This is a genomic window from Enterococcus sp. AAFC-DPL-5146, assembly GCF_058216635.1.
In genome coordinates this window covers 1,447,404-1,470,301 of record NZ_CM177103.1, presented here as the reverse complement: position 1 = coordinate 1,470,301, position 22,898 = coordinate 1,447,404, and the positions used below count along the sequence as shown (strand labels likewise).

Sequence of the window (22,898 nt, the reverse complement as noted above, 5' to 3'; positions counted from 1 at the left end):
TCTTTATTATTCTTTAATAAAAAGTTGATTGTTATTTTGCCTATTCAGTTTCCAATCTCTTGGAAAACCGATATACTGGATAAGAATAGGTGGTAAAGATATGGAAAAACAAAAAAAGACGTTGTTAACTGTTGATAAAAGCTTAATTTATTATGAAGTATCTGGTCATGGTTTCCCTTTGTTTCTTCTTCACGGAAATGGTGGCAGTGGAAAATATTTTGAAAAACAAGTACCGGAATTTAGCCGTAACTTCACTGTTTTCACTGTTGATAGCCGTGGGCACGGACGCTCAAAAAACAGCGGAACTTCTCTCTCTTTTGAGCAGATGGCTGAGGATCTTCATTTGATTATGGAACAAGAACATATTGTTCAAGCAAATATTGTTGGCTTTAGTGATGGTGCTAACTTAGCAATGGTTTTTGCTAAAAAATACCCTGAATCTGTTCATCGCTTAGTTCTAAATGCGGGTAATACAGTTGTAGATGGTGTCAGTTTCCCCATAAAAATTGTCACTGTTCTAGAATATATCTGTTTTAAGTTTCTAGCGCTATTTAATAATAGAGCCAAAAATAAATTACTTGTTATTGGGTTAATGTTGAAGGATATCGGTGTTTCTCGACTAGATTTACAACGATTCTCCGCTAAAACTTTAGTAATCGTTGGCAAATATGATATTATCAAACAGTCTCATTCAATGTATTTGGCTAAAGAAATTCCTCATGCCTCGTTTGTTTTGGTTCCCAAACAAGGCCATTCCTTCGCTAAAAAAAATCCTAAGTTATTCAATCAAGAAATTTTAACATTTTTAAAAGAAAAGTAGGTGCTAATAATGAAAAAAATGCTTCGATGGGTTAAAGATCATACCAGCTATTTTAAATCAATTTTTATTTTTTCAGTGGTTATTATAATTATTCGTGAATTGCTATCTATTAGTAAAACAATCTCACTGGATCAACTTGCAACTATTTTTCAAGATATTGCAATTTGGAAGATTGGTTTGATGTTTCTAATTGGTTTAATTGCTGTTTTTCCTATGATTGGTTATGACGTAATTTTAAACAAAATTTTGAAACAAAAACCTAAAAGAATTTATCTTCTAGAAAGCAGTTGGATGATTAATACAATCAACAATATTGCTGGTTTTGGTGGATTGATCAGTATTGGTTTACGATCTGAATTTTACGGAAAAGAAAAAGATGGAAAAATGGTCGTTCGAGCTCTTTCCAAAATTCTGATTTTTTTAATGTCTGGACTTTCAATTTATAGTCTGCTGGCATTTTTCCTTGTTATGTTTGGACACACTAATGATTATTTACAGCAATATTGGATTTGGCTGATTGGTGGCGGGTTATATTTTCCAATTGTTTTGATTGCAAGTCTAGTTAGAAAAGATGAATATATTGGGGATATTGATAATAAGACACGAGTTGGACTTATTTTGACTTCTTTCTTAGAGTGGACAGGCGTTTTAGGCAGCTTCTTAGCAATCGGTATGTTAATGGGCATCAAAGCAAACTCTATGCAAATCATCCCTCTTTTCATCGCTGCTTCAGTGATTGGGATTGTCTCTATGATTCCAGGAGAATTAGGAAGTTTTGATATTATGATGATTATCGGCTTATCCGCATTGGGAATCGATCGCGATGTTGTTGTTGCTTGGATATTGCTGTATCGTCTTTTCTATTATATCGTGCCATTCATTATTGGTGCTATTTTCTTTATAAAAAATCTAAGTCATGGTTTAAATTCTCGGTATTCTGGCATCCCCAGAGAGTTATCAACTGAATTAGCACATAAATTCGTAGTATTCTTAATGTATTTTTCAGGTGTTATGATTGTCCTTTCTGCTACGATTCCAGAAGCATTTAGTCAATTTGGTTGGTTAAAACATTTAAACCCTCTTTCGTTCCATCTCATCACACAATTTCCAGCTATTTTATTAGGTTTTCTATTACTAATCATGGGACGAGGAATTGCAGCTAGAGTTAAACGAGCCTACCTGCCAACGATTGGCTTAATTTTAGTGACATTGATTTATACATTTATTAAAGATTTCAGTTGGGGCGTTATTATTTTCCTTAGCCTCCTATTGGTCATCATTGTTTTTTCTAAAAGAGAATTATTTAGAGAACAACTAGTTTACTCATGGGAAATGCTTACTATTGACGGCATCATATTTCTCGCTCTAACTGTATTATATATTGTAATCGGCGTATACAATTTACCTACGTTTCCTCATCACAATCGCCACTTTATTTCTTTCTTTTTCTTTCCATCTGAAAAAGTTTGGTTCTCTGGTTTTGTAAGTATTTTACTAGTTACATTGTTTAGTTACTTATTTATCCGCTATCTTGAAGGTGGACGTCATAAAATGGGCGCCCCATTAGATGAGGAACGGGCACATACCATTTTGAAAACTTATGGTGGAAATACTGACAGTCAATTAATTTTTCTCAACGATAAAGACATGTATGTTTATACGAATCAAGAAAATGAAGAGACTGTTTTATTGCAGTTTAAAACATTAAATAATAAATGTATCGTGATGGGAGATCCTTCTGGAAAAAAAGCAGATTTTTCCGTTGCTATTGAACAATTCATTAACGAAGCGGACAAATGGGGCTATCTCCCTGTTTTCTATGAAGCGTCAGAGGAAATTGTGATGTTCCTCCACGAATTCGGCTATGATTTCATTAAAATGGGGGAAGAAGCTCACGTAGACTTGCCTAATTTTACGTTATCTGGTAAGAAAATGAAAAGTGAACGAGCCGTTATGAATCGTTTTACAAAAGAAAATTATCGCTTTGAAGTACTTCAACCTCCCTTTTCAAAAGAATTGATGCAGGAACTAAAACAGGTTTCTGATGAATGGCTAGGCAGTCGTAAAGAAAAAGGATTCTCGTTAGGCTTCTTTTCTGAGAGCTACCTGCAACGTGGAAAAATAGCAGTTGCTAAAGACCAAGAGAATCGAATTGTCGCTTTTGCAAATATTATACCGACTTATACCCAAGAAGAAGGCACCATCGATTTAATGAGATATAGTAAAAAAGCCCCTTCTGGTGTAATGGACTACCTATTTATTTCTTTATTCAATTATATGAAAGACGAAGGATTATCTTATTTTAATCTGGGAATGGCTCCTCTATCAAATGTAGGAACCTCTAAAAAAAGCTTTATTCAAGAGCGGATTGCTTATTTAGTCTATGAATTTGGTTCACGGTTTTACTCGTTCCAAGGATTGAGAGATTACAAGGAAAAATATGCTGCTGAATGGGTTGCTAGATATACTTTATATTCCAGAAACAGTTTCATCGCCTATGTAATGATCGCATTGTTGATTATTGATAATGCACCTATTGAGGAACAAAAGAAAATGCACGGTGTACGTCGTATTCTTAGAAATAGATCTCAACGATAAAAAATAAAGAGGAGAGCTGAGATAATTTCAGTCCTCCTCTTTATTTATGGAAACCTCAAATTTCTTATTAAGACAGGCGGTTCCTGAAATAGCAACTTCATGCGCTCCCGCCTTCCCTTTGTCAACATGAACTATAACTTCCCCTTCCATTTGAACATGATATCCCTGAAAAACAGTCATCACTTTATTTTCATTCTCTTGATAAATATGGTTCAGTGAATAAGCTCCCATTACCCCCGAAGCAGTTCCTGTCACAGAGTCTTCGGTTGTCTCTGAGAATGGTGAGGAGAAATGTCTAGCAATAAAAGTTCCCGATTTTTCTGACATAACTGCAAAAGGATGGACAGATGATCTGGGAATCTCTTTTAAAATCTTAGGGAATTCATCCGTTTTAGGCTTCATCTTATCTAAAACATTCTTATTAACAACTGGTACAAGTAATGTCCAAGAACCTGTATTGCCATATTGAATAGGTAATTCAGGATGAAGATCCTCTATTGTAATTCCTAGACTTTTACAAAGAGCAATTCTATCACCATTAAAGTCGACAAATTGAGGGTACGCTTGTTTCATTGTAATTCTTCGAGATTTTTCCTCATATGAAATTGGCAAAATACCGGCATCAGTTTCTATATGGAACTGATGATCTTCTGTTCCATTATATAAAGCAAATATTGCTCCAATCGTTGCATGACCACAAAGAGGCGTTTCATGTCCAGGAGTAAAATATCTTAATTTGACTTTCGCAATATCACTCTTGCAAACAAAAACAGTTTCATTAAAACCAACATTCTTTGCAATATTTTGCATTTCTTCAGCACTATAATTATCCCCATCTAAAACAACACCAGCTGGATTACCTTGTCCTGGAATAGTTGTAAATGCATCAACTCTTAAAACAGTACAACTCACCTATACCCCTCCATCTTTTTGTCCATAGTATACCAATAAACAACATTCCAGTCATGTAAAAAAAGAACCCTTGACGACTGTCAAAGATTCCTTTTTCGTTTATTTTTCTATTTCAGTAACAATACCTGATCCAACAGTTCGACCACCTTCGCGAATAGAAAATGTTGTTCCTTTTTCTACAGCAATCGGATGAATCAAATCAACATCTATCGTTACGTTATCTCCTGGCATAACCATTTCAACGCCCTCTGGTAATTCCACAACTCCAGTTACATCCGTTGTACGGAAATAAAATTGTGGACGATAATTTGTAAAGAACGGTGTATGACGCCCACCTTCTTCTTTTGTTAATACATAAACTTCTGCAATAAATTTTGTATGAGGGGTAATTGAACCAGGTTTGGCTATCACTTGCCCACGTTCAATTTCGTCTCGAGTAATCCCTCTTAAAAGAACTCCGACATTATCTCCTGCTTCTCCATAATCTAACGTTTTACGAAACATTTCAATTCCAGTTACTACTGCTTTTTGAGTGTCAGGTTTAATTCCGACGATTTCAATTTCGTCTCCAACACTTACTTTGCCTCGGTCAATACGTCCAGATGCAACTGTGCCTCTGCCTGTAATTGAAAAGACGTCTTCTACTGGCAACAATAGTGGTTTGTCTGTATCTCTTTCAGGGGTTGGAATGTAGCTGTCCACAGTATCCATCAATTCCATGATTGTAGCTTCTGCGGTCGGGTCACCTTGTAATGCTTTCAACGCAGAACCTTTAATAATTGGTGTATCATCACCAGGGAAATTATATTCGTTTAATAACTCACGAACTTCCATCTCTACTAAATCTATCAATTCTTCATCATCAACTAAGTCTATTTTGTTAAGAAAAACAATTAAATATTTCACCCCTACTTGACGTGATAATAAAATATGTTCTCTTGTTTGAGGCATTGGTCCATCTGTTGCAGATACAACTAAAATTGCCCCATCCATTTGAGCAGCTCCTGTGATCATATTTTTCACATAATCTGCGTGTCCTGGTGCATCAATATGGGCATAGTGACGAGCCTCTGTTTCGTATTCCACATGTGATGTGTTGATTGTAATCCCACGTTCACGTTCTTCTGGTGCTGCATCAATACTAGCATAGTCTTGCGGGTTTGCTAGGCCTTTTTTTCCTAATACTGTAGTAATTGCAGCGGTTAATGTTGTTTTACCATGATCGACATGTCCGATCGTTCCGATATTTACATGTGGTTTACTTCTGTCATAATGTTCTTTTGCCATAATTTACAAACCTCCTATTTTGATTAAAGATTCAAAGTAAAATCAATTTCAACTGACCATCTTTGACCTTTATACTGTTATTATATACCTATATTTAAAATACACAACTTATTTGCTTACTTTTTATAAGTGAAAAAAACTACTGAAGATACGCTAAAAAGGAAGGATAAAAATACACCTATCCTTCCTCTATTCATTATTCGATTAGTTATTCATCGTATTACAAACTGATCCATCTTCTTTTCGACAGCTTCGCCACATACATTTGCAAATTCTGCTGATAAGCGCCGAAGTTTTATCGCATCTTCCAGAGAAAGATCTTCTGTTTGAAATTTTTGAATTAGTTTTAATAATTGTTCTGTATTATCATTCATACTGCTACCACCTTATTTATTCATCCATCACTTTTTCATACTCCAATTCATCAGAAACAGTTAAGATGAATTTTTCATTATACAACTTTGTAATGTCTCTTATTGATTCTACCAAATGACTTTCACAATCAATATAAAGAACGATTGCTTCAAATCGGTCTTTCGCCTCATTTAAAAAATGAGTTAAATCAGTAAGTGTATTGTTTTTTGTCATTGTTTCATAGGCAGGCATTTGCTTTGCTCGAATAAAATTATGCGGAATTCCTCCTGAATAGCCAACAATCGCAACTTTCTTACCAGAGTGCTCTTTTTTTACTAATTCCCAAATTTTTTCGATTTTCCTTGGATTCTTTCCATTAATAATAATCATTTGATTCTGCTCCTTCTTCTTTATCATATTCTCTCAATATGACACAAAGAAACCATATGATCATCAACTGGCACTTCTTTGTGTCCAGCCTTATTCATGCAAGATAATCTCCTCCTAAATTAAAAGCGTAATTGGCTCGTTCAAACAGAAAGATATTTATCTCCGAAGAACTAACCCGTTTAGCTTAATGACATAAAACAAGTACAATTTAACCATATCACAGAAATAAAATAAATCAAGAGTATAAAAAAGCTATCCAAGAAAAATCTTAGATAGCTTTTATTTAACTATTTTACAGTTACTTTACCAATTGAATCATTCGCAGAAACTGTTTGGTTTGATTTAATTAAATCGTAGTTTTCAACAACATCTTGGTTTGTGAATACAACGATCAAATCAGATTTTTTCCCTGCAGTTTCTAGAGCTGCTAAATCAATTGTTGCTACCTTATCACCTTGTTTAAGAGTTTGACCTTCTTCAACATGTAAAGTGAATGGTGCGCCTTTTAATTCAACTGTATCTAGGCCCATGTGCAACAATACTTCGATTCCAGAATCTGTTTGGATTCCTAACGCATGTTTCGTTGGGAAAATACTTGTGATTTTACCAGCTACGGGTGTAAATACTTCACCATCAGTTGGAACAACAGCAAAACCATCGCCCATCATTTTAGCAGAAAATACATCATCTTGTACTTCTGAGATTGGAATAACTTTTCCGTTGGCAACCGCGTATAATTCAGTTTCTTTTGCAGTTGCTTTTGGTGCTTCTGTTTTAACCTCAGGCTTTTTTGCAGGTTCACCTGTAACAGGAGTTGCGCCATTACGAATTTTGTTCATTTCATCTGCTACAAATTGAACTTCTGTACCAACGATAACTTGGATGTTAGTATCGTCAATTACTTTCACACCTGGAACGCCAGTTGCTTTGATTTTAGCTTGATCGACTTTACTTGTATCATTAACTGTTAAACGTAATCGAGTTGTACAGTTATCAATTGAAGTAACGTTTGCATCCGCGCCAAGACCTTGGTAAATTTTGTTTGCTAATACAGCAAATTTATTATCACCAGTCGTATCGATATCTGGCGTTTCTTCGCCTTCGCCTTCTTCACGTCCTGGAGTCATTAAATTGAATTTTTTAATTGCGAAATCAAATACAACAAAATATAGAACAGCCATTACTAAACCTTGAACAATCAACATATATGGTTGATTTGCAATTGGGTTACGTAAGCTTAAAACGAAATCGACTAAACCAGCACTGAAAGCAAATCCTGCTGTCCAGTGGAAGAATGCAGAAATAAATAATGAAATTCCTGTCAAAATAGCATGTAAAACATATAAAGGCCATGCAACAAACATAAATGAGAATTCTAATGGTTCAGTGATACCTGTAAAGAATGATGCGAAAGCGGCTGCGATCATCAATGAAGCAGTTGCTTTTTTCTTTTCAGGACGAGCATTACGATAAATTGCATAAGCACCAGCTGGTAAACCAAACATCATCATTGGGAAGAAGCCAGCTTGATACATACCTGTAATCCCTTTTTCACCAGTACCAGATAAGAAATTACCAATATCATTGATACCAGCTACGTCAAACCAAAATACTGAGTTTAATGCGTGATGTAAACCTGTTGGAATCAATAGACGGTTAAAGAATCCATAAAGACCGGCACCAACAGCACCTAGTTTAGAAATAGACTCACCAAAAGTAACTAATCCAGAGAATACAACTGGCCATAAGAAGAACAATACACCAGAAGCAACTAACATTGCTAAGGCAGTCATGATTGGAACCAAACGTTTTCCACTAAAGAAGGATAACGCCATTGGTAATTTCACTTGACTAAATCGATTGTACATTGCAGCTGCAATTAAACCAGATAAAATACCGATAAATGCATTACCGATTTTAGCAAAAGAAGGATCCACTTGTTCTACAGGAATACCTTTCATTGCACCTACTGTTGCAGTTGAAAGCAACGTTGTTACTACTAAGAAGGCAACTAATCCACTAAGAGCTGCTGCACCATCTTTGTCCTTAGACATACCTAGCGCTAAACCTACCGCGAATAAAACAGGTAGATTATCAATAATTGCGCCACCTGCTTTAACTAAAAATACAGATAGAAAATTAGGATCTCCCAAACCAGTCATTACGTTAGGATCAATCCAGTACCCAATACCCATTAAAATCGCCGCAGCCGGTAATACCGCTACAGGAAGCATCAACGAGCGTCCCATTCTTTGCATATATGCTTTCATTTTTGTCTCTCCCCTTGTCTTTTATTTGATCATCTTTAGCCGTTCGATATGAATAGCTAGATAACCTAATTCTTCATTTGGTACTTGGTAGTGAAAATTTCTCATTAACAAAACTTGGACTTTTTTCGAGATTTCGTAACTGTCTGCATATTTTTTACGCACAATATCCAAAATCTCATCATCTAATACTGCATACTGACTTTGCTGAAACCGATGAATAAACAAGCGCAAATGATTGACCAGTCGTGAATAACTCAGGCTCATCTTTTCATCATGAATGTTGATTCCTAATTCTTGCTCGATTAAATGAATAATTTCTGAAACAATAGTGACTTCACGAATACTTTTACTATTATCCGTTCGTCCACTGCGAGCACTGTGAATATGGATTGCAATATAGCCTGCTTCATCATAACTAAAAGGAATTCCTAATGTTTGCGTCAAATAATCCACCGCCCATTGTGCAATCGAAAATTCTTCACTATAAAGAATTTCAATCTCATTTAAAAGCTTGTTTCTCACAATGATATTATTTTGGATATTTTCAGCAGCAAACGCGATGTGATCACTTAAACCAATATTGATGTGTTCATTTAGTTTCTCACCAAGTACAGTCTCAGCATGAGCGATGATTTCTTCTGTGACAAAAAAATACTTTTCATCGATTTGTGATAATAAAACTTGGAGCTTTTTCAAGCCTTCTGGTTCCATTACAAACATTCGTTCCACTTGTTGTGGGGGTAACAAATCATTTTTCTTTTTGTTAAAACCCACGCCCTTACCAACAGCCACTTTTTCCTGCCCAGCATCCACGACAAGTACTGCATTTTGATTGAGCACCTTTTTGATTTTCATAAACATTCCTCTTCTGCAGAAGTAGATTGTCCATTTTCTTGTTGTAAGATAACAAAAAAAGCATAGAACAACCCCGTCAAAATATGAGTATATCATATTTTAATGAAATTCTTCCATGCCTAGTATTATCTAGTCACATGAAAACGCTATTTGCATTTTGTTAACAGTGATAGTTTACAAAGATATAGACCATTTGTCAATCATTTTGATTCATTTTTTTCTTATTGATAAAAACAAGCATTTTGGAGAGTTCTCTCTATAAAAAACATGAGTGTTCTCATGTTAGAACACTCATGTCTTCTATTTATTCTTCTTCTGGAACTACATATTCATCTTCATCATCAAAGTCATCGTCTACATCATCTTCATCAATAATTGTAAGATCTTCTTCGATTCCTGGTAACTCTTCTTCTTCATCATCAGAATCTGCACCGATTTCTTGAAGATCTGAGTTGTATGCTTTAATTTCTTCATCTTCCTCATCGTCATCATCATCATAGATAATGTCGTCATCTTCATCCGTTAATTCAGCATCTTCTGGATCGTCATCGTTATAGTCGATCACGTCTTCGTCATTTGCATCAATAATGAAAGCATTGACTTTCTTACGTTTTCTACGGCGTGGTTTATCCTCTTCATCTTCGTCTAAACCGTGTGTTACTTCTTCATCGATAGAATCGATTGGATACCATGAGCGCAAGCCCCAACGGTTATCTCCTAAAGAGATAAAACTGCCATCAATATTTAAGTCAGTATAAAATTGTGCTAAAGAGTCACGAATTTCGCTGTCAGATTTCCCAAGATAATTTTGAATTTGGTTTACTAAATCAGAGAAGTCCATCACATCTTCACGTTGTTCTAAAATTGCGTGCGCAACTTCGATCATGGATAATTCTTCTTTGTTCAACCCGTCAAATACATTAATTTCCAAACGGTACACGTCCTTTCACAGTCTACTCCTTATCATACAAAAACATCAAGAAAAAATCAATTGATTATTGCATAATTACGCAGTAAATTCTAGTTCTAAATGATATTCCCCTATTTTTTCCTCTTGAGAGTACAAATCATAATCAATCAAAATACTTCCAGCAACAGGCTGATCCTTCAAACTAAAGCGTAAATTACGGGTAAATGTCGTAATTTGGAATAAGCCATAAGGTGTTTTATAACTGGTATCTAAACGCTCCTGATAAGCAAATTTCAACCGCATTCTAAGTCCACCAGCTCGAATTAATTGAATTTTCCCATCCGGTTCGACTTTGATTGTTACCGGTACAGCCTCCCCTTCTTCTTGCTCTTCTTTGTAACGGATATATAAAGTATCTCCGATTTTTACAATTTGACCTTCTAAGTCAAAATAAAAATTTTTCTTGTCCCCAGCTTGATCTACAACAGTTTTCAACTGAATAGATACTGGTGTCCCTTGTGATAAATCCATTAAAACACTCTCCTTAAATTAAAAGCGCAACAGGCTCGTAAGCTCTGACTGAAAAATAGGAAAAATTGACTGTGACGCTTTTTGTCACATTCCATTTTTATCTTTTTTCCAAAAGAGCTAGCCTGTGTAGCTAGATCAATTAAAAGCGCAACAGGCTCGTAATGCTCTGACTGAAAAATAGGAAAAATTGACTGTGACGCTTTTTGTCACATTCCATTTTTATCTTTTTTCCAAAAGAGCTAACCTGTGTAGCTAGACAATGCAAATGCATGGTAGTTCATTCGGTTCTGACAGAAGATTATTCAGCACCACGTTTTAAATCAACGCTTCAGCAATCATCTGATCAATAACTAAAATAGTACAACATTTACCGACTAATAATGGTTCAATACTTTCTGCTTTTTCTTTACCACAGCCGATAATCATGACATTTCGTATATTCACTAAATCTTCCACTTTAATCCCTAGCATTCGCTTACTTATTTCATTGTTCACTGTTTGACCGTTTTTGTCAAATAAGGACGCCACAGCATCTCCTTTGACACCTGTTTCTTTTATTATTTGTAATTCTTTTGTTTCTATATAGCCAAGACGCTTCCAAGTTGAACTTTCATTTGGATTCCCTACACCAATAATCGCAAAATCAACGTTTTTAGCTTGTTCCATCGCTTTTTCAACTAGTGTTGTATCATTTAAAACCTCTGCTAACTTGATACTTTCAGCTAGTGCTGGTGCATAAAAATATTGACAACGACTATTAAGTTTCTCAGCTAATCTAAAAACCAAGTGATTGGTATCAAAATAAAGATGCTCACTAGATACTCCACCTACTAAAGGGCAAACGTTAATCGTCGGAAACGAACAATAAGCCATTTCATCAATCATATCAGCCAATGTCGTTCCCCACGATAATCCTACGCTCATATCGTCTTTTAATCGATCTTTCAGGTAAAAAGAAGCTGCACGACTAACTTCTCGCTGTAATGTCTCTGTTTTGCTTTGATTATTTGCAGGTATCACGATGACATCATCTAAGTGATATTTTTTTTCTAAGCGTAAAGCAAGTTCTACCGCATAAGCTGATTCATCTTTAATTGAAATTGAAACGACCCCTGACTCTTTTGCTTGTTGTAGAATTTTAGAAATAACAGGACGTGAAATTCCCATCTTTTTAGAAATCACAGTTTGAGTCATTCCTTGCTCATAATACATCGTAACAATTTTTAGCATTTTTCTACGATCTTCACTTATTTTCATAACTACAGTTCAACCTCGACAATCAATTTCTCTATCGCTTCAACTAATGAATCAACTTGAGGTATTGCACGAGATTCCAATATTTTTTGCGCTGGCATCGGAACAAACTCTCCACCTAAGCGAAGAATGGGTGCTTTTAATTGCATTGCTACCTCTGACTCAGCGATAATTGACGTAATTTCTCCGCTAAAACCGCTGTTTTTGACTGCTTCAGTGACAACGATTACTCGCTTAGTTTTTTCAACAGATTGTAAAATAGTTTCCTTATCAAGAGGCACCAAGGTTCTGGGATCTACAACTTCAACAGAAATTCCTTTTTCTTTTACAATTTCTGCTGCTTCTAATGCTTTATTGACCATAATTCCTGTAGCAATGATTGTTATATCGCTACCTATTTGCTTGATGTCCGCAACGCCAATTGGAATTGTATAAGATTCAGCTGGAACCTCTCCAGTGGTTTTATATAATAGTTTGTGTTCGTAGAACATCACAGGATTATTATCTTTGATAGCCGCGTGAAGCAATCCTTTTGCATCATATGCATTAGACGGCTGAATAACTTTTATACCTGGTATATGAGCCATCCAGTTTTCTAAACTTTGCGAATGTTGAGCTGCCGCTCCTGTGCCGGAACCTGCTGCGGTGCGCATGACTAAAGGAACTTTGGCTTTTCCGCTATACATATAATGGATTTTAGCTGCTTGATTGACTAATTGATCCATTGCTACTGTGATAAAATCAGAGAATTGCAATTCCATCACCGGACGCATTCCTGTCATTGCCGCTCCTACTGCTGTACCAGCAATTGCACTTTCAGAGATTGGCGTGTCTCGGACACGTTGCTTCCCATATTTTTCTTGAAGTCCTTGAGTTGCGCCGAATCCGCCTCCATAAATACCAATATCTTCACCTAAAAGAAAAACACGTTCATCTTCAGCTAAGGCTTCATCCATTGCTTCGTTGATTGCCTGTAAATAAGTGATTGTTCTCATGCTCCATCCTCCGCATAAACATGTGTCCATAAATCAGCAACTGTCGGTTCACTATCCAATTTAACCGAAGAAACTAAATCAGCCAATTCTTTACGAATCTCCGTTTCCATCTGGCGAATCTCTTTTTCTTTAAGCACATCTTTTTCAATCAGTTCTTTTTCCAAACGAAAAATTGGATCATTATTTTCTTTCCAAGCACGAGCCTCATCTTCCGAGCGATACGTTAATTTGTCTGATTTAGAATGCCCTTTATGGCGATAAGTCAATGCTTCAATTAATGTAGGACCACCGCCGTTTCTCGCTTTTTCTACTGCTTTAGAAACCGTTCTAGTAACAGCAGTCAAATTATTTCCATCAATCGTTATACCTTCAATACCGTAACTTTTACCTCGTTCAGAAAGTTTATCAATATTAACCATCTGATCAATTGAGCTGCTCATGCCATATTGATTATTTTCAATGAGATAGACAACTGGTAATTGCCAAATCGACGCTAAATTCAAGGCTTCATGGAAACTTCCTTCATTTGTAGCACCATCACCAGCATAACATAGCACTACTTGATTAGTACCTTGCATTTGAGCACTCAATGCAGCACCTGCTGCAATAGGGAAACCAGCACCAACAATACCATTGGACCCTAAATTTCCCACATCTAAATCCGCAATATGCATACTGCCGCCTTTGCCTTCATTTGTCCCTGTTTTCTTACCAAGTATTTCAGCAAACATACTTCTGATGTCTGTACCTTTAGCTATACAATGCCCATGGTTCCTGTGAGTTGATACAATCCAATCACTCTGCTTTAAAATCCCTGCTCCTCCGACCGCTGTCGCTTCTTGTCCAGTACAAAGATGCATCGTACCATAAAGTTCTCCAGCATCAAAAAGTTCTTGAATCATCTCTTCAAAAATACGGATTTCCCACATTTTTTTTAACGCATCAATCTCATCAATCGATTTAATTTGCTTGTTATCAATCATCTTTTGGCTCACTTTCTCACTCCTTTACATTTGTTCTCATACGAATCATATGTAAATATTCTATAGTTTTCTTTAGTCGATAGCAAGATTTTCTCTGTATTTTTTTGATTTCCTTAAAAATTCTCAATTTTCCTGCCCTTTTCTACATAGATAAGCATGATTTTTCTTTTAAATCGTATATAATAGAATATGGAGGTGGAAACCGATGTTATTTCACGATGAAGAAGCAATGTTGTTTTGTATGCATTGCCAAAAAGAAACACTCCATGAGATTGAATATATGAACGATATCATTTCCAGTATTGAATGTGAGGAGTGTCATAACCAAATGAGCATCGATATTGATGCGATGAATCATTTTTATCATTATCTATATGAACGCTTGGTTTCTAAGCCTGGTCGTTTAACTGAAGAAGCTAGACAGGATTTCAGTAAATTTTTAGCCACCATGCCCATGCGAATTATCAGTAAACCAATGCGTTTTACGAACGAATATAACCAAATGAATAAAGAAGTGAAAGACTACGTGTCACGCGTAAAACAGGATGAAGAACAAGATGACTAATTTAAATGAATTTTTTACAACCAATCAACTTTTTTTATACGATCAAGAGTGTTTGACGGAAAAAGACTATTATCTTCCTTTTGCCTTAACAGATACTCTAACAACTTTTTCTGGCATTAATCAACAACCCATCGTTCATTTTTGGCAGTTTGACCAAGCAATGATTCTTGGAATGAAAGATACTCGAGTCTCTGATTTAAATAACGGGTTAGTTTCGTTGAAGCAAGATGGCTACAACGTCGTTATTCGTAATGCTGGAGGATTAGGTGTGATTTCGGATGAAGGAGTTTTAAATGTTTCATTGATTCTGCCAAATTCGCCTAAGAAAAAAATCAGTATCGATGAAGCATATACAGTGATGTGGAACTGGATTAAGCGTGCTTTTGAAGATTCCGCTCACTCTATCGAAGCTTTTGAAATTACTGAATCTTATTGCCCAGGTACATTTGATTTAAGCATTGCTGGGAAAAAATTTGCTGGGATTGCTCAGCGTCGAGTGAAAGATGGGATTGCTGTAATGATCTATTTAAGCATCAACGGGGATCAACAAAAGCGTGGAGAAAGTGTTCGTCGCTTTTATCAAGCTAGTTTACATGAGGATTTTGGCAAAAATGGCTATCCCCCAGTTGATCCATCTGTAATGGCGAATTTAGAAGATTTACTGCAACGCCCGTTAACTATTGCTGAAGTGAAAAAACAACTGATTGCCACACTGATAGACGACATGCAAATCACTATAGATGAACAAACGCTGCCAAAATTACTAATTTCAGAATGGTTCACCTCTGAAACTGAAAAACAGATAGATAAAATGAAGCAGCGAAATCTACTGTTAGATTAGCTAAACATAATAAGAATAAAATGATTTTTCTTGTACTGTTCAACATCAGCTCATAAAATATTCGCTGTGTCTCACAGCAAAGGAGTGGAACAATGTCAACACCTTATAAGTATCAAATTTTACCAATTGAAAAAGTCTTTAGGGATCCTGTTCATAAATATATTCACGTACAACATCAAGTTATTTTAGATTTGATTAATTCAGCAGAAGTACAACGATTACGGAGGATCAAACAGTTAGGCACCTCTTCTTTCACCTTTCACGGTGCAGAACATAGTCGTTTCGCTCATTCTTTAGGTGTCTATGAGATCACCAGACGCATTTGCGATATCTTCCAACGTAACTATTCATCTGAACGTTTAGGTGATGAAGGTTGGGATGATAGCGAACGTTTGGTTACGCTTTGCGCGGCTTTACTTCATGACGTTGGTCATGGGCCTTATTCTCATACTTTTGAGCATATTTTCAACACGGATCATGAAGCGATTACAGTAGAAATCATCACTTCGCCTGAAACAGAAGTTTTTCAAATATTGAATCGTGTTTCAGCTGACTTTCCTGATAAAGTAGCTAGTGTAATCACTAAACAATATCCAAATCCTCAAGTGGTTCAAATGATTTCCAGTCAAATCGATGCTGACCGTATGGATTATTTATTGAGAGATGCTTATTTTACAGGTACGGAATATGGTACTTTTGATTTAACTAGGATTTTGAGGGTGATTCGCCCGTATAAGGATGGTTTAGCTTTTGCTATGAATGGAATGCATGCTGTGGAAGATTATATTGTCAGTCGTTATCAAATGTATGTTCAAGTCTATTTCCACCCTGTTTCTCGCGGTATGGAAGTTATTTTAGATCACTTACTTCATCGAGCAAAAGAATTGTATGAGCAACAACCAGAAGATTATCAGCTACACTCTCAGTTACTTGTTCCTTTTTTCAAAGGAAACTTTTCGCTGCAGGAGTATTTAAAGTTAGATGATGGCGTTCTTAACACGTATTTCACACAATGGACTTCTTTACCAGACCCAATTCTATATGACTTAGCCAATCGCTTTTTAATACGCAAACCGCTAAAATCAGCAACATTTTCTGGTAATCGTGATTCTGTAACTATCCGCCATTTAAAATCCTTGATTGAAAAAGTCGGTTATAACCCAAAATACTATACTGCCATCAATTCAAGTTATGACTTACCTTACGATTTTTATCGTCCGGAAAAAAATAGTCATCGCACACAAATTGAAATTATGCAAAAAGATGGTACACTCATTGAGTTATCTAAAATTAGTCACTTAGTTGCTGCTCTTGCAGGACAAACACAAATCGATGAACGTTTTTTCTTTCCAAAAGAAATGGTTGATCCTAAAAGACGGCAACATTATGATTTATTCGACGACACGTATCGTGAATTTGCTTCGTATATTCATAATGGGGCATTAATTGAAGAAAAAAATTAAACTATATATCCACTGGAGGAACCTATGTCAATCAAATTAGTCGCAATAGATATCGATGGAACATTACTTGATTCAAACAGAAAAATCACCCCAAAAGTCAAAGAAACACTAAAAAAAGCCAATGAAAATGGTATGTTTATCGTTTTATGTACAGGTCGTCCTTTACCAGGTGTAAAAGAACAGTTAGCAGAACTAGACTTGTATGGAGATAATGATTACGTAATCACTTACAATGGTTCTTTAGTACAAGCAACTAAATCAAATGAAGTTATCTCTCAATACACATTAAGTTATGATGACTTTTTAGAAATCGAATTAATGTCACGAAAAGTTGGTGCTCATCTTCACACGATTGATGACAAAGCAATTTATACAGCCAATCGAGACATCGGTAAATACTCTGTACATGAAGCTTATCTGGTTGATATGCCTTTAAAATATCGTGCAGTGGACGAGATGACTTCTGATATGTCAATTATTAAAATGATGATGATCGATGAACCAGAAATTCTGGACAAAGCAATCAGCCAACTGCCAGAAGAATTTTCAACTAAATATACCACCGTAAAAAGCACTGATTTTTACTATGAAATTTTAAATAAAGAAGCAAGTAAAGGGAATGCTTTAGCTAAACTTGCGGAACACTTAGGTATTTCCAAAGAAGAAACAATGGCAATTGGAGATAATGAAAATGATTTATCAATGATTGAATATGCTGGAGTTGGCGTTGCAATGGGCAATGCAACTGAAAGCGTGAAGAATGCAGCTGATATCCAAACAACCAGTAATGATGAAGATGGTGTTGCAGAAGTTTTATTAAAATACATGTAATAACTAGATTCATTCACTTAAAAAAGCCAAGAAAATAATTCAAGAATGAGTTATTTTCTTGGCTTTTTTATTTTTTCGATCTCCACTTCTTTACTGCCCATTTATGACTACCTCGTTTTAACAATTCAATTCCCTCTTCGACAGCAACCCAACGAATTGTATTTGTTTTTTCCAATGGTTCACAAATTTTTTGCCAATCATCTGCAACAAAAAAATAACCTGGATTATAATAATCTGTACTGCGATGTCTCGAATGAAAATATTCATCTGCTTGTCCAAGATATTCACCGATGGTCACTTCAACACCCAACTCTTCAACCATTTCTCGATGTATTGCGATTTCCTTTGTTTCCCCTTGTTCAATTTCTCCACCTGGTAAAAAATATGCCCCATTCGGTGCTTGAACTAAAACAATTTCTGTCCCTTCGTTTCTTGAAACAATAATATATGCACCTAACCTTTTTTTATATATCAACGTTTCCGATTTTTCACCGAATGACGGTATACTCATAAAAACAGCTCCCTTTTCTTTTAACCTAATTTTACATGAGAATTTTCTCATGAACAAGTAATATCTTATCATTTCACTCACAATTTCTATAAAGTCTATGCTACTATGAAAATATCCGCAAATTGCTTAAATAATTTGTGCTATTATCTATTTATAAAAGGGAGATGACTCATATGAAAATGGCTCACACTTGTGTTCGTGTCAAAGATTTAGAAGCATCGTTAGAATTTTACCAAAAGGCATTCAATTTTGAAGAAAGCCGCCGTCGTGATTTTCCAGAACATAAATTTACTTTAGTTTATCTTACATTACCTGGTGATGCATACGAACTAGAGCTTACCTATAATTATGATCATGAAGCATACAACTTAGGAGATGGCTACGGTCATATCGCTATCAGTACAGATGAAATCGAAAAACTACATGCGGAACAAAAAAGTGCAGGATTCACAGTTACTGATATGAAAGGCTTACCTGGAACCCCTCCATCATATTATTTTATTATGGATCCAGACGGATATAAAATCGAAGTCATTCGTACGCGTTAATGGTTAAAACGGTTATTCATTTTTTAGGTTGATCCTAATTTATGAATGACTGTTTCTTTTTGAAATGACATATAAAACATTTATCCCCTATTTTTACAAAAAAAGTGATAAACTGTTACCCTAGATATTAATTGAGGACGTGATCAAATGAAAAGTATTATCGGCATAGCTGGCAATCAAATTATTCAATCCGTTGATGTTTTCAACGGCAACCATGTAAGTTATACACCTCAAGGATTTGTTACGGCAGTTCAAGACGCCGGCGGGTTACCGATTGTTTTACCTATCGGCCCACAAGAAACCGCAGAGGCTTATATTTCTAAAATCGATAAACTATTATTAGCAGGTGGACAAGATATTTCTCCTGATTTCTTTGGTGAAGAACCTCATCCCAAACTTGAGGAAACCAATCGCAACCGTGACCTTTTTGAAATAGCTTTGATTAAAGAAGCTGTGAAACAACAAAAACCAATCTTCGCAGTTTGTCGCGGTATGCAATTACTTAACGTTGTTTTAGGTGGAACATTATATCAAGATCTTTCTTTATATTCTGATTGGAAAGTCAAACATGGGCAACAGCCTACTCAACCGCAATTTGCGACACATAGTATTCAAGTAGAAAAAGACAGCTCTCTTTATCCATTGTTAGGAGAACACTATCATGTTAATTCTTATCATCACCAAGCAATAAACAAATTAGCTGCTCCTTTAAAAATCGTTGCAAAATCTTCTGATGGTATTGCAGAAGCTATTGAATCAATTGATGCAAAACAACGAATATTAGGTGTTCAATGGCACCCTGAACTTCGATTTGATATCGAATCAAAAGAATTTAAACTATTCGATTACTTTGTGAATCAACTATAAAAAAATAAGGTAGAAAGTTGGTTTAAATCAACTTTCTACCTTATTTTTTTATAATTTAACAGAACTAAAAATCAAACTTTTCAGGATTAGAACCGAAACGCTCATTTTTATTTAGTTGATTGATCTGATTCATATCATCATCAGTCAATTCAAAATCAAAAACATCAAAATTTTGTTTAATACGATCTTGATGGACAGATTTTGGAATAACGATAATATCGTTTTGTAAATGCCAACGAATGATTACTTGTGCTGCCGTTTTATTGTACTTTTTGCCTATTTCAACTAAAGTAGAATTCTCAAGAAGTTTCCCTTGACCTAACGGTGACCATGCTTCAACTGCGATGTTTTTCTCAGCTAGATATTTTCGTAATGGTTCTTGTGTTAGTGCAGGGTGAAGCTCAATTTGGTCAACCATTGGTACGATTTCAGCTGTGGTTAACAAATCATCCATATGATGTTCATGAAAATTAGAAACACCAATCGCTTTCGCTCGTCCACTGCGATAGATCTCTTCCATCGCACGCCAAGAATCTCTATATTTATCCTTTACTGGCCAATGAATCAAGTATAAATCAACATAGTCTAAACCAAGTTTATTCAAACTCTCATCAAAAGCTTTTAACGTTGTTTCATATCCTTGATCTGTATTCCATAATTTGGTTGTTACAAAAATTTCTTCTCTAGGAATACCAGACTCACGAATGCCTTTTCCAACACCAACCTCATTTTTATAAACTGCAGCAGTATCAATCAAACGATACCCAGCTTCTAACGCCCACTTTACAGAATCAACAGCTTCTGCCCCGTCGTTTACTTGCCATACTCCTAAACCTAAACGAGGGATAATCGAACCGTTGGCTAATTGTTTTGTTTTTTCAACAGACATATTTGTTCATTCCTTTCTTAAAAAAGCGAATACATTCTTAGTATACTCCTTAAACCGTCATTTGCAAAACAGCTAAACTATAAACAATTGGCGTTTTATTCAATTTTGTCATCAAGTATAGAAATCTCTTAGTTGGTAGCTTATGATAAAGAATGATTCTATTTCACATAAGAGAGGTTAACACTAATGACACTTGATTTTAAAAAGCACATCGATAATTACCTTGAAGAGCGAAAAACATTTAGTAACATTTCAAAAAAAACATTAAAAGCTTACTATTCAGATTTGATTAACTTAAATCAGTTTTGCTCTAGAAATAATTATACTTACACTATCGGTATTAGTAAGTATATCAATGAATTCCAGCAAACATTAAAAGCAACGACGTTAAAACGAAAAATTGTTGTCTTTAAAATGTTTTATCGGTACCTAACAAATGAAAACTTACTGGATGTTTCAATGTTTTCAAAACCGAATTTTAACTACTATTACATCACTCCAAGAAAGCTTCCCAAAATAGTATCACCTGATGAAATAAATACAATATTAAAGAAAATGTATTTACTCCAATCAACCAATCTAACACCATCAAAACACAGAAATCTTATTCGTGATATTGCCTTAATTGAACTTTTAATTGCAACAGGTATTCGAATTGGTGAAGCTCATGCTTTAAATATCGTTGATTATCAGCCTAAAAGTCGTTTATTGCTGATTAAAGGGAAAAACCATAAAGAACGGCTGATTTATATCTCTCCTTTTGAGACAAACCATGCACTGGCTGATTATCTTAGTGCTAGAGAAGGTTATCAACCTAAGTCGAATGCTATATTTCTAAATAAATATGGTAAACGTCTTTCGATTTATGGTATTGAAAATATTTACTCGAAATATCGAGATTTAGCAAATATCGCCCCCTCTTCTACTCCACATCACTTGCGGCATACATTTGCAACAGAATTACTATCAAATGGAGCGGATATTCGAGAAGTTCAGGAGTTACTTGGACATTCGAGTATTGTTACTACGCAGATTTATACTGCTGTGAGTACAAATCAAAAGATTAAAGTGTTGGATACTTATAATTTGAGGAATAAATTACATCCGAAAACCTCCGAATAACTATAAATTATTTGGAGGTTTTTGGATGTTAATGAAAATAAAAAAAAGTATTGATTATGCAAAACAAGTAGCTGAAAACTATGAAGTATTATTTGTTGCCAATGTAGAAGGTGAAACACATAAAATTGACTATAGTAATACCGAAGACTCAATTATTACTGAATATTTTACTAAAGAGGAATATAATAGCTTGTTTAATGCAATTAAACATAACGGTTTTTCTATTCGTACTTTTTTTAATGAGGAAGAATTTATAAGCTATGTTTTAAAAAATAATATAAGAAATAGCAGAACTCATATTGTATTTAATCTTGCAAGAAACGGAAAAGGGCTGAATAAAAAATCATTAATCCCATCTTTTTGTCAATCACGTGGTTTAGCATTTACAGGCTCTTCTGCATATGCAACCTGTTTAGGAAGACACAAGTTTCATTATAGTCAAATTTTAGAAAACCTGGGTATATCGACAGCCAAAACATGGGTGTATTCCTCTAAGGGTTGGTTAATGAACAAAAAACCACCATTAGGTATGAAGGTTATCATAAAACCAATTTTTGAATCAGCTTCTAGAGGAGTTAGAGATCAAGGGATATTTAATTTCGAAAATTCTAAACATCAAATTGAATATATTGAATCATTATGTAATGAATTCGCACAAGAAATTCTTGTACAAGAATTTATTACAGGTGAAGAAATTGAAGTACCAGTATTAATAACAGAATCTCCAACTGCTCTTGGTGCAGCAAAAATCATTTTAGATTCATCAGTAAAATCAATACATGGAATTATTGATTATGAAATTGCTTTTAATGAGAGCTACAATTTTTGTATTCTTAAAAATAATGAAGATACAAAAGAACTTCTAAAAGTCGCTGAAAAAATAGTTTTATGCTTAGGTTTTAGCGTGTACTCTCGAGTAGATTTCAGAAGAGACTTAAATGGTAATATCCACGTTATTGATTTATCTACACATCCATATATTATTGGACATAGTTCATATGCACTTATATTTCAAAATTTAGGGTACTCATATAACGATTTATTTGCATTTATCATAGGTCAATCATTATTAAATAACAATGAATTAAGGAGAAATAGTTAG

Annotated in this window: 23 protein-coding genes; 10 read left to right on the top strand and 13 right to left on the bottom strand. The window is 35.1% G+C overall.

What is annotated here, in order from left to right; genetic code table 11:
• Positions 1 to 100: 100 nt before the first annotated feature.
• Entirely contained in the window at positions 101 to 820 is a 720-nt protein-coding gene (locus AC4BB2_RS06595; RefSeq protein WP_490474634.1) for an alpha/beta fold hydrolase, read from the top strand.
• Positions 821 to 829: 9 nt separating this feature from the next.
• The gene (mprF, locus tag AC4BB2_RS06590; RefSeq protein ID WP_490474633.1) at positions 830 to 3,418 is read left to right on the top strand and encodes a bifunctional lysylphosphatidylglycerol flippase/synthetase MprF; all 2,589 of its coding nucleotides are present in this window, start codon (positions 830 to 832) and stop codon (positions 3,416 to 3,418) included.
• A gap of 27 nt (positions 3,419 to 3,445) precedes the next feature.
• Here the strand turns inward: mprF and AC4BB2_RS06585 are convergent, their stop codons facing one another.
• The 11 genes from AC4BB2_RS06585 to AC4BB2_RS06535 all read right to left on the bottom strand — a co-directional run bounded on the left by AC4BB2_RS06585 (position 3,446) and on the right by AC4BB2_RS06535 (position 14,159).
• Positions 3,446 to 4,330, bottom strand: a complete 885-nt coding sequence (locus AC4BB2_RS06585) for a PhzF family phenazine biosynthesis protein (RefSeq protein WP_490474632.1) — start codon at positions 4,328 to 4,330, stop codon at positions 3,446 to 3,448.
• Between the two features lie 99 nt (positions 4,331 to 4,429).
• Complete coding sequence (tuf, locus tag AC4BB2_RS06580) at positions 4,430 to 5,617, bottom strand: elongation factor Tu (protein WP_490474631.1); 1,188 nt, start codon at positions 5,615 to 5,617, stop codon at positions 4,430 to 4,432.
• 212 nt (positions 5,618 to 5,829) lie between these two features.
• On the bottom strand, positions 5,830 to 5,991 hold the full coding sequence (locus tag AC4BB2_RS06575; protein WP_490474630.1) for a hypothetical protein: 162 nt from the start codon (positions 5,989 to 5,991) through the stop codon (positions 5,830 to 5,832).
• Positions 5,992 to 6,007: 16 nt separating this feature from the next.
• Entirely contained in the window at positions 6,008 to 6,361 is a 354-nt protein-coding gene (locus AC4BB2_RS06570) for a hypothetical protein (RefSeq protein ID WP_490474629.1), read from the bottom strand.
• A 287-nt stretch (positions 6,362 to 6,648) separates the two neighbouring features.
• Entirely contained in the window at positions 6,649 to 8,631 is a 1,983-nt protein-coding gene (gene nagE, locus AC4BB2_RS06565; RefSeq protein ID WP_490474628.1) for an N-acetylglucosamine-specific PTS transporter subunit IIBC, read from the bottom strand.
• Positions 8,632 to 8,652: 21 nt separating this feature from the next.
• Positions 8,653 to 9,486 carry a PRD domain-containing protein gene (locus tag AC4BB2_RS06560; protein WP_490474627.1) on the bottom strand — a complete coding sequence of 278 codons (834 nt, stop codon included), beginning with the start codon at positions 9,484 to 9,486 and terminating at the stop codon, positions 8,653 to 8,655.
• Positions 9,487 to 9,790: 304 nt separating this feature from the next.
• Complete coding sequence (gene rpoE / locus AC4BB2_RS06555; protein ID WP_490474626.1) at positions 9,791 to 10,417, bottom strand: DNA-directed RNA polymerase subunit delta; 627 nt, start codon at positions 10,415 to 10,417, stop codon at positions 9,791 to 9,793.
• A 75-nt stretch (positions 10,418 to 10,492) separates the two neighbouring features.
• Positions 10,493 to 10,927 carry a YwiB family protein gene (locus AC4BB2_RS06550; RefSeq protein ID WP_490474625.1) on the bottom strand — a complete coding sequence of 145 codons (435 nt, stop codon included), beginning with the start codon at positions 10,925 to 10,927 and terminating at the stop codon, positions 10,493 to 10,495.
• Between the two features lie 315 nt (positions 10,928 to 11,242).
• Entirely contained in the window at positions 11,243 to 12,184 is a 942-nt protein-coding gene (locus AC4BB2_RS06545; protein ID WP_490474624.1) for a sugar-binding transcriptional regulator, read from the bottom strand.
• A 2-nt stretch (positions 12,185 to 12,186) separates the two neighbouring features.
• The gene (locus tag AC4BB2_RS06540) at positions 12,187 to 13,176 is read right to left on the bottom strand and encodes an alpha-ketoacid dehydrogenase subunit beta (RefSeq protein ID WP_490474623.1); all 990 of its coding nucleotides are present in this window, start codon (positions 13,174 to 13,176) and stop codon (positions 12,187 to 12,189) included.
• Positions 13,173 to 14,159 (bottom strand): thiamine pyrophosphate-dependent dehydrogenase E1 component subunit alpha, encoded by a 987-nt coding sequence (locus tag AC4BB2_RS06535; RefSeq protein WP_490474675.1) that lies wholly within the window; start codon positions 14,157 to 14,159, stop codon positions 13,173 to 13,175. Before AC4BB2_RS06535 ends, AC4BB2_RS06540 begins: the two co-directional genes overlap by 4 nt.
• Before the next feature lie 205 nt (positions 14,160 to 14,364).
• Between AC4BB2_RS06535 and AC4BB2_RS06530 the strand changes: the two genes are divergently transcribed.
• The 4 genes from AC4BB2_RS06530 (at position 14,365) to yidA (ending at position 17,859) form a co-directional block, all read left to right on the top strand.
• Positions 14,365 to 14,724, top strand: coding sequence for a hypothetical protein (locus AC4BB2_RS06530; RefSeq protein WP_490474622.1), 360 nt, complete (start codon positions 14,365 to 14,367; stop codon positions 14,722 to 14,724).
• Positions 14,717 to 15,565: a lipoate--protein ligase family protein gene (locus AC4BB2_RS06525; protein WP_490474621.1), complete on the top strand. Its 849-nt coding sequence runs from the start codon at positions 14,717 to 14,719 to the stop codon at positions 15,563 to 15,565. The genes AC4BB2_RS06530 and AC4BB2_RS06525 overlap by 8 nt, the downstream gene beginning before the upstream one ends.
• A gap of 92 nt (positions 15,566 to 15,657) precedes the next feature.
• Positions 15,658 to 17,028 carry an HD domain-containing protein gene (locus AC4BB2_RS06520; RefSeq protein WP_490474620.1) on the top strand — a complete coding sequence of 457 codons (1,371 nt, stop codon included), beginning with the start codon at positions 15,658 to 15,660 and terminating at the stop codon, positions 17,026 to 17,028.
• Between the two features lie 24 nt (positions 17,029 to 17,052).
• Positions 17,053 to 17,859 (top strand): sugar-phosphatase, encoded by an 807-nt coding sequence (gene yidA, locus AC4BB2_RS06515; protein ID WP_490474619.1) that lies wholly within the window; start codon positions 17,053 to 17,055, stop codon positions 17,857 to 17,859.
• Positions 17,860 to 17,926: 67 nt separating this feature from the next.
• Here yidA and AC4BB2_RS06510 read toward each other — a convergent pair whose 3' ends face one another.
• Positions 17,927 to 18,370 (bottom strand): NUDIX hydrolase, encoded by a 444-nt coding sequence (locus AC4BB2_RS06510; RefSeq protein WP_490474618.1) that lies wholly within the window; start codon positions 18,368 to 18,370, stop codon positions 17,927 to 17,929.
• A 173-nt stretch (positions 18,371 to 18,543) separates the two neighbouring features.
• On the opposite strand from AC4BB2_RS06510, the gene gloA reads away from it, so the two are divergent.
• Together gloA and AC4BB2_RS06500 are read left to right on the top strand one after the other, a co-directional pair.
• Positions 18,544 to 18,918, top strand: coding sequence for a lactoylglutathione lyase (gene gloA, locus AC4BB2_RS06505; protein ID WP_490474617.1), 375 nt, complete (start codon positions 18,544 to 18,546; stop codon positions 18,916 to 18,918).
• 147 nt (positions 18,919 to 19,065) lie between these two features.
• Entirely contained in the window at positions 19,066 to 19,785 is a 720-nt protein-coding gene (locus tag AC4BB2_RS06500; RefSeq protein WP_490474616.1) for a gamma-glutamyl-gamma-aminobutyrate hydrolase family protein, read from the top strand.
• 64 nt (positions 19,786 to 19,849) lie between these two features.
• Here the strand turns inward: AC4BB2_RS06500 and AC4BB2_RS06495 are convergent, their stop codons facing one another.
• Entirely contained in the window at positions 19,850 to 20,674 is an 825-nt protein-coding gene (locus AC4BB2_RS06495) for an aldo/keto reductase (RefSeq protein ID WP_490474615.1), read from the bottom strand.
• Positions 20,675 to 20,860: 186 nt separating this feature from the next.
• Between AC4BB2_RS06495 and AC4BB2_RS06490 the strand changes: the two genes are divergently transcribed.
• Both AC4BB2_RS06490 and AC4BB2_RS06485 read left to right on the top strand, forming a co-directional pair.
• Complete coding sequence (locus AC4BB2_RS06490) at positions 20,861 to 21,796, top strand: tyrosine-type recombinase/integrase (RefSeq protein ID WP_490474614.1); 936 nt, start codon at positions 20,861 to 20,863, stop codon at positions 21,794 to 21,796.
• A 25-nt stretch (positions 21,797 to 21,821) separates the two neighbouring features.
• On the top strand, positions 21,822 to 22,898 hold the full coding sequence (locus tag AC4BB2_RS06485; protein ID WP_490474613.1) for an ATP-grasp domain-containing protein: 1,077 nt from the start codon (positions 21,822 to 21,824) through the stop codon (positions 22,896 to 22,898).